Origin of the sequence: Brucella tritici (genome assembly GCF_902825325.1) — a bacterium.
In the GTDB taxonomy this organism is placed as follows: Bacteria; Pseudomonadota; Alphaproteobacteria; order Rhizobiales; family Rhizobiaceae; genus Brucella.
Genome location: NZ_CADEAR010000045.1, coordinates 1 through 7,304, shown reverse-complemented (window position 1 = coordinate 7,304; position 7,304 = coordinate 1). Strand labels below are relative to the sequence as shown.

Below are 7,304 nucleotides of genomic sequence, written 5' to 3'. Positions count from 1 at the left end.
CTCAGCGGCAATCAACACAGGTGCAGTTCAAGAGCCGATCAGTCAGCAACAGAAAGCCAGAAAAGCTCAGTGCTCATAATCTCCTCCTTGTGTAAAACTTAATTATAACAACAACGTGATAAAGTCCCGATCCTAGTCTGTGACTGGGGTGGTGCGAATAATGTCGACGCGCTCGCTCAATTCCGCAGGACCGACTCCATGTCCTTGCTCAATTCCCAAACGCCTGCCCCGTCTTCTCCAGCTATGCGCCTCGCTGGTGGTGCAGGCCAGGATTTAACGCACCCCTCTCAAACATTAATCGCTTGTAAACGAAAGCTTTATCAGGCGGCTGTTCATAACAGCATGCTGCCATTCCACCACTCGCCCGTCGGCCAATGCGCCTGTGGCGGTAACGTCGAGCAGCAGAGCGTTCTGTGGGCATTCCAGAAGTGCGGCTTCGCGTTCGTCAGCAAGCCGCGCTCCAACCGTTGTCGATTTACGACGAAGCTCGCCTAGACCGGCTTCAGCAAGAACTTGAGTGAACGAACGCGTCTGCAAAAGCTTTTCCTGGAATCTCTCAATCAGATCGGCAGGGAAATACCGCGTCGTCAAAATGAATGGCACCCCATCCCCCATGATGACGGAGGTCTGTGACAGCACCAGCGTTTCCACATCGACGTGAAGCCTCGTTGCGAGCCCATCATCCGCAAGAACCGTTGACGTATCCATCAGCCGCAGTGAACTCGATAAACCTTGTTGCTCCAGCACATCGCGAAAGCGCGATACGGCATCGATTTCATAGGTGACGTCGGCACGCATGGCAAAACTGCCCCTGCCATTGACGATCCGGATAGCGCCGTCTTGGGAAAGCGCGAGATACGCGCGCCTTACGGTATTACGGCTAACCGACATCTGCCCGGAGAGTTCATGTTCCGTGGGCAGCCGCGCACCGGGCGCGATCTTTCCGCTCTCAATGTCGGACTTCAGGCTCTCGTAAACTAATTTCCATTGTGATTTCACATGCACCCCGATCTGATTTCGACTTTTAAATGGAAGATTATCGCCAAAAAATCAAGCTGTACCTACAGCTGTCACACAAATTACATGGACTCCAGATAATGCCTTCTTCAGGGACATTAACGTCCCAGTGACCAACATCAACGCCAGTGAGTCACCGTCCGGCTCATGCGACATTCCCCAAAGCCCGTCGGCGCAAAAGTGCCGTTCGCTGTTTTCGATCTGGAGACGAAAATGAAACGCAGACAGTTTATTGGTTCCGTGCTGGTAGCTGCGGCCCTAATGGCAGCGCCGGCGGCCGCCATCGCAGATACAAACCGTATCGATGTTTATATAACGGGCGATTCCAACATCATCAATTTTTGGAATAACATCATCAAGCCGACCTATGAGAAGGCCTATCCAAGCTACAAGCTCAATGTCGTCAGCGCACGCAACGCAATTGCGCCGATTGTTGAACGGACCCTTGCTGCTCTCGGCACCGCCGCCGATCCTCAAGTCGATCTCTTCGACGAGAACGATCCCAATCTGCCTGCAGGGGCGATCAAGAAGGGGCTATGGGTGGACTTCAAGAAGGCCGGGCTGAGCAATTATGCGAGCATCAATCCTGTCACCCTGGAAACAGATTACGGCCTTCCTTATCGGGGAACCCAAGTTGTCCTCGCATATGACAAGACAAAACTCGACCCGAAGGATGCGCCTACCAGCTGGACCGAGCTCGTAGCCTGGATGAAGAACAATCCGGGCCAATTCGTCTACAATCGGCCCGACACTGGTGGCTCGGGCGGCAATTTCGTACGCCGCGCCATTCACGAAGCCAACGGTCGCGATCCTTCACTGTTTCGCATCGATAACTACGCCAAGGGCGAGAGCGATGTGCTTCTGGCAAAGGGTTTCGAAATTCTGAAGGAAATCGCTCCCTATACCTATGGCCCTGGCTCCTACACGGCTGACAACATGCAGTCCATCCAGCTGCTCGCCCAAGGTGTCGTCATCATGGCCCCGGTATGGTCCGACATGGCGCTGGATGCCATTAACAAGGGTGTATTGCCGGAAACCATCGGCTTTGTTCAGCTTCAGGATCTAGCGTTCTCCGGCGGTTTCGCCAAAATGACAGTTCCGACAAACGCCGGAAACCTAGAAGCCACACTGAAGCTGGCGGACATGGTGCTTTCCCCAGAAATACAAACCAAAGTAGTGACCGAAATCGGAGCATTTCCTGCAATCACCTGGGAAAAACTCCCCAAGGAACTCGCAGAAAAATATGCGACCTTGCAACCGGCATCGATCCCGACCTTCCCCGGTGGCCCATGGGCTGCTGCTATCAATGACGGCTGGTTCCGTACCGTAGCACCCAATGTCAAGCGTTGAAACGACTTCCCTCCGGGTGCGCCCAGCACAATCCGGCATCTTCTGGAGGGGGCTGTTGGGCCTCCTCCTCGTTGCCATTCCCGTCACATTGGTTCTGACATTGATCATCTATCCGGTCATACTGTCGATCTTCGATACATTGACCGTGGAAGCAACGAATGGATATGTTTTCAGTCTGGACGCGTACCGTTTCTTTTTTTCCGACAGCTTCAGCCTTAGCAATCTCTGGCTGACAGTGTGGGTTGCGCTAATTTGCACAATCCTTCTTTTGGCTATTTGCATTCCGATCGCGCTTTATCTACGTTTTTCTGAAACGCGGCTCGCCGGCTATGTTCAGGCATTGGCGCTGTTTCCACTTTTCGTACCCTCTATCCTGCTCGCCTATGCACTCATACGCACCCTCGGTCCGAATGGAACCGTTGACACGCTTCTGACGGCGCTAGGGCTTCCCAAAATCCCTTCTCCTTATTTGACACCTTGGGGGCCGATTATCGGCCTAGTTTGGGATAACCTCCCACTGACCCTGCTCATTATTCTGGCGGGCCTGTCAAACGTTTCACGCGCCTCTATAGACGCCGCAAGAGATGTCGGCGCCGGTAACATCCCTGTCTTCTGGTATATTATTTTACCAAGAATCGGCGGGACACTGCTGGTCGCTGCGTCATTCATTATTCTGGGCCTGTTTTCAGCCTTCACCCTTCCTTACCTGCTCGGTCCAGCGGCGCCCGAAATGATGGGGCCGTTTATGCGCCGCACGATCATTGATGCCGACAATCCGATCCAGGCACGAACGCAGGCAGTGGTGACGTTCATCATCTGCGCAGCATTTGCCATATTCTATGTGCGTTCTGTCGCTCGAACCAGAAGGGAAGGTTCGTCGTGATTTCAAGTTCTCACTGGTCGTCAAGGTTCGATTGGAAGGGGTTGACGATAGCGGCCCTGCTGTCGGTCGCAATTCTGCTGCCGCTGATAAATGTTGCTGTATGGGCTTTCACCGAGGTATGGCGCTATCCTGCCGTCATCCCGCAAAAATTCGGCTTGCGGTACTGGTATGACGTACTCGGCCGTGTAGATGTGCGCGAAGCGATGACCACCTCGCTATCGCTCGCTGCTATCGTGACGGCACTGTCGACCATAATCTGCCTGCCTGCTTCCTATGCGTTCGCCAGAATGCGTTTTCCGGGACGAAATTTATTGTTCATGTCGTTCCTTGCTGTCTACGCCTTCCCCAAATTCGGGCTGTACATCACTATTGCGACAATATTCATCGGCCTCGGGCTCATCGGCAATTTCTGGGGCGTCGTTCTGATCCAGTTGGTCTCCACGCTGATGTTCATGGTGTGGATACCCGTATCAGCATTTCAGAATGTGGATCGACGGCAGGAAGAAGCAGCTCGGGATGTCGGTGCGCGACCATTGCGAGTGTTCTGGTCCGTAACCTTGCCTCAGGTGCTCCCGGCCATATCCGCAGCCGTCCTGCTGACCTTCGTGAACACTTTTTACGAAACTGAAGTCGCATGGCTCATCGGTGCACCTGAAGTACGTACTGTCCCGCTTCTGATGATCCGGTTCATCAATTCCGAATTGGTGGTTCAGTACGGCGCAATCCTCTCCCTCATCATGTGGGTTCCATCCTTCGTCCTCTTGATCTCTGTCCGCCGCTTTCTCGGCGCCCAGGCTTTAGGCCGGGCGCTAGGGGCCTGAAAACGGAGCTGCCTGCTATGACCAAACTCGAAGTTAAAAACCTCAGCCGGACATTCGGCTCCACCCGCGCCGTCGAAGATGTCTCCCTGAATGTCGACGAAGGCGAACTCGTCTGCCTTCTCGGTCCGTCCGGCTCTGGCAAATCGACAGTCCTCAGAATGATAGGCGGTTTCGAACGCCCAAGCACAGGCTCTATCCTGATCGATGGGGCTGACGTTACGAATGTCCCGCCCGAGAGACGGGCAACAGGCATGGTCTTTCAGAGCCATGCGCTATGGACACATATGAATGTGTTTGCCAATGTCGCATTCGGGCTGAAGCTCAGACGGCTTGGCCGTGAAGAGATCAGGACGAGGACGGAACGTGCGCTCAATATGGTGGGCCTCACCGGCTATGGCAATCGTCGCCCGAGCCAGCTTTCGGGAGGGCAGCAACAGCGCGTAGCCCTGGCACGTTCATTGGTTCTGGAACCTAAAATCCTACTGCTTGACGAACCCTTCGCCAGTCTGGACCAGCATCTGCGCGAGCGACTACGAGAAGAGGTTAGAGAGATTCAGCATCGGGCGGGGATCACCATGATTTTCGTGACCCACGGACAGGATGAAGCGCTGGCACTTGCCGATCGAGTAGCGATCATGCGCGACGGCCGGATCGAACAAGTCGACCGACCGGATGTCGTCTACAGGCAGCCCCAGACAGAATTCGTCGCCGGTTTCATCGGCCAGATGAACCTTCTCGCTGGTGATGTCCATGCAGGAAGCTTGAGAGCCGGTGGCATCGCCCTCCCCGTATCGCTTTCCGACGGTCCGGCGACATTGGCGATCCGCCCCGAGGATCTGTGCCTGCAAAGGGCAAATGGCGAATGGGACGCGACGGTGCTGCGCGTGACAGATTTTGGAACCCATCTTGCGGTCGAGCTGCGAACCGAGACCGGAGCGCAGTTCAAAGCAATGACCTCGCCCTCCGAAGAATGGGTGCCCGGTATGCGCACCAAAATGCTGCCCCGTAAATTTACCGTGTATCGAGACGGTCGGGTATGCGCCTTGCCAATGCCAACACTTGATAGTGATAAATCGGCGCGGGCCTCGTACCTGACATATTCCAAAACCCTCCAGCTATCCGACAACCAACATTAAACGAAAGCACAGCCATGCTCGCAGCCTTCGAAACTGCCGGTACTTTTTTACGCGGAAACCTGCATTGCCACTCATCCATATCCGACGGCAACCCGACGCCGGAAAGAGTCTGCTCTTTCTACCAAAATGCCGGTTATGATTTTATCAGCCTGACAGACCATTTCATGGAGCAATATGGTTTTCCGATTGTAGACACATTCGCTTTCCGACGGGACGGTTTCACGACTCTCAACGGAGCCGAACTTCATGCTCCTTCCATAGCCAACGGCGAAATATGGCACCTGGTGGCCAACGGACTTCCTCTCGACTTTGCCCCTCCCCATGCACACGAGACCGGCCGTGAGCTTGCCCAGCGTGCACTCGATGCAGGTGCCTTTGTCTCAATAGCCCATCCCGGCTGGTATGGGCTGACCCTTGAAGATGCGCTCTCCCTGCCGCAGGTACATGCGGTCGAAGTTTTCAATTCAATTAGCGACAAAGAGACCGGTCGGGGCGACGGCGGCTATTTGATCGACCAGCTTCTCAATAATGGGCGTCCGACGGGCGTAATCGCCACCGATGATGCCCATCGTTACCTGGCGGAAGTCTGTTGCGGCTGGGTCATGGTCAAAGCGCAAGCCAATACACCGGAAGCGATTCTCTGCGCATTGAAATCTGGTGCCTATTATGCATCGCAAGGGCCAGATTTTCATCATGTAGAAATCGATGGGGATTTCCTGAATGTTGAAATGAGCCCGGTAAACACGGTATGGCTCATCGGCGAGGCTGCCCGCTCGCAAAGTGTAATGGGAGCAGGCATTCGTCATGCAAGGCTTCCTCTGGAAAAATTCAGAGGCGGATGGGCAAGACTGGTAATCTGCGATGAGAACAGCAAACGTGCCTGGAGCAATCCTCTCCATCTATCATCGAAGTCGTGAGATTGCTGGCTACGAGATCACGGGCCACGGGGAAACCCCTCTAACAAAAGGGGTTTTCAACCCTTGGAGAGCAGAAATGACAGACACATATCCAGTTCCCCGTCCGAAAATTGCCGAGACGGTTATTCATCCCTCGGTACAACTGAGGGACGCCAGAATAGGAACCTGCTGCGAAATACTGGACGATACTTCACTCCACACCGTGGAGCTGGGCGACTTTTCATATCTCGGCCAACGTTGCATCGTCGAAAATGCGGTGATTGGAAGGTTCTGCGCTGTCGCTGCCGAGGTCAGGATCGGAGCGCCCAATCACCCGATGAGCCGCCCCTCCATGCACCGGTTTACCTATTGTCCAGAATATTATTCGCATGACGCTGACCGCGATCTGACTTTTTTCACAAGACGCGCCGCTGATTGTGTGATTATCGGACATGATGTCTGGATCGGGCACGGGGTCATCGTACTGCCCGGTGTGAAAATAGGTAATGGCGCGGTTCTGGCGGCTGGCGCGGTCGTCAGCAAGGATGTTGCGCCTTACACCGTGGTCGGCGGTGTGCCGGCCAAGCTCATACGGAAACGCTTTGAACCTGTAATCGTTTCGAAGCTTACCGATATTGCCTGGTGGGATTGGCCCTTTGCAACAATTATCGAACGTCTTCCAGACTTCCAGTCAGAGAACATCAACGCATTTTGTGATCGTTGGTGGGGCAAAAATGCCAACGAAAATGGCAATAGCCAATCGTAATCAAGTATGGGGCAATAATTGTTAGTGAGAAAGTTTTGATTGCCCCCCTTCAAAAGAACGCCCTCGGGGCGCGCTCCGCCTTCAGCTTGGCGACCTCTTTCCGAAGCCTCTCGATCTCAAGCTGCTCCGGCTTCATCTGGCCTTTTCCAGGAAACGACTGGCTGGGATCGTCGCCGTATTCACGAACCCATTTGCACAACACATTCTCGTGGACATCAAGATCACGAGCAGCCTGCTCAACAGTGACCCCACTTTCCCTGACAAGCTTCACAGCCTCAAGCTTATACTCGCGGCTGAATATTCGTCTTTGCATTCATGCTCTCCGGTTTCAGGAGAATATCTTACCTCGATGTCCATGAAACCGGCGGCAGGCCAAACCGCCACCTTATCATTATAGCGGCGGGTCAATTTTTTAGTTGAAGCATGAGTTCGTCT

General features: G+C 54.1%; 7 protein-coding genes and 1 pseudogene. 6 read left to right on the top strand and 2 right to left on the bottom strand.

Annotated elements, in window-relative coordinates; all coding sequences use genetic code 11:
* Positions 1-294 precede the first annotated feature (294 nt).
* Complete coding sequence (locus HWX93_RS22240; protein WP_176038758.1) at positions 295-999, bottom strand: GntR family transcriptional regulator; 705 nt, start codon at positions 997-999, stop codon at positions 295-297.
* Between the two features lie 231 nt (positions 1,000-1,230).
* Here HWX93_RS22240 and HWX93_RS22235 point away from each other — a divergent pair, with 231 nt between their 5' ends.
* The 6 genes from HWX93_RS22235 (at position 1,231) to HWX93_RS22210 (ending at position 6,869) form a co-directional block, all read left to right on the top strand.
* The gene (locus tag HWX93_RS22235; protein ID WP_131390067.1) at positions 1,231-2,367 is read left to right on the top strand and encodes an extracellular solute-binding protein; all 1,137 of its coding nucleotides are present in this window, start codon (positions 1,231-1,233) and stop codon (positions 2,365-2,367) included.
* Complete coding sequence (locus tag HWX93_RS22230) at positions 2,354-3,250, top strand: ABC transporter permease (RefSeq protein ID WP_131390065.1); 897 nt, start codon at positions 2,354-2,356, stop codon at positions 3,248-3,250. The genes HWX93_RS22235 and HWX93_RS22230 overlap by 14 nt, the downstream gene beginning before the upstream one ends.
* Entirely contained in the window at positions 3,247-4,071 is an 825-nt protein-coding gene (locus HWX93_RS22225) for an ABC transporter permease (RefSeq protein ID WP_176038757.1), read from the top strand. Before HWX93_RS22230 ends, HWX93_RS22225 begins: the two co-directional genes overlap by 4 nt.
* A 17-nt stretch (positions 4,072-4,088) precedes the next feature.
* Complete coding sequence (locus HWX93_RS22220) at positions 4,089-5,207, top strand: ABC transporter ATP-binding protein (protein WP_176038756.1); 1,119 nt, start codon at positions 4,089-4,091, stop codon at positions 5,205-5,207.
* A gap of 14 nt (positions 5,208-5,221) precedes the next feature.
* Complete coding sequence (locus tag HWX93_RS22215) at positions 5,222-6,124, top strand: CehA/McbA family metallohydrolase (RefSeq protein WP_176038755.1); 903 nt, start codon at positions 5,222-5,224, stop codon at positions 6,122-6,124.
* A gap of 76 nt (positions 6,125-6,200) precedes the next feature.
* Positions 6,201-6,869, top strand: coding sequence for a DapH/DapD/GlmU-related protein (locus HWX93_RS22210; RefSeq protein ID WP_176038759.1), 669 nt, complete (start codon positions 6,201-6,203; stop codon positions 6,867-6,869).
* Between the two features lie 70 nt (positions 6,870-6,939).
* On the opposite strand, the pseudogene HWX93_RS22205 reads toward HWX93_RS22210, so the two are convergent.
* A pseudogene (locus HWX93_RS22205) lies at positions 6,940-7,182 on the bottom strand (transposase); the annotation flags it as partial.
* Between the last annotated feature and the right edge of the window lie 122 nt (positions 7,183-7,304).

What these genes read in the sequence shown, in the direction of transcription:
- HWX93_RS22235 (WP_131390067.1), top strand. Translation starts at nt 1,231, where the DNA reads ATGAAACGCAGACAGTTTATTGGTTCCGTGCTGGTAGCTGCGGCCCTA.
- HWX93_RS22230 (WP_131390065.1), top strand. Translation starts at nt 2,354, where the DNA reads ATGTCAAGCGTTGAAACGACTTCCCTCCGGGTGCGCCCAGCACAATCC.
- HWX93_RS22220 (WP_176038756.1), top strand. Translation starts at nt 4,089, where the DNA reads ATGACCAAACTCGAAGTTAAAAACCTCAGCCGGACATTCGGCTCCACC.
- HWX93_RS22215 (WP_176038755.1), top strand. Translation starts at nt 5,222, where the DNA reads ATGCTCGCAGCCTTCGAAACTGCCGGTACTTTTTTACGCGGAAACCTG.
- HWX93_RS22210 (WP_176038759.1), top strand. Translation starts at nt 6,201, where the DNA reads ATGACAGACACATATCCAGTTCCCCGTCCGAAAATTGCCGAGACGGTT.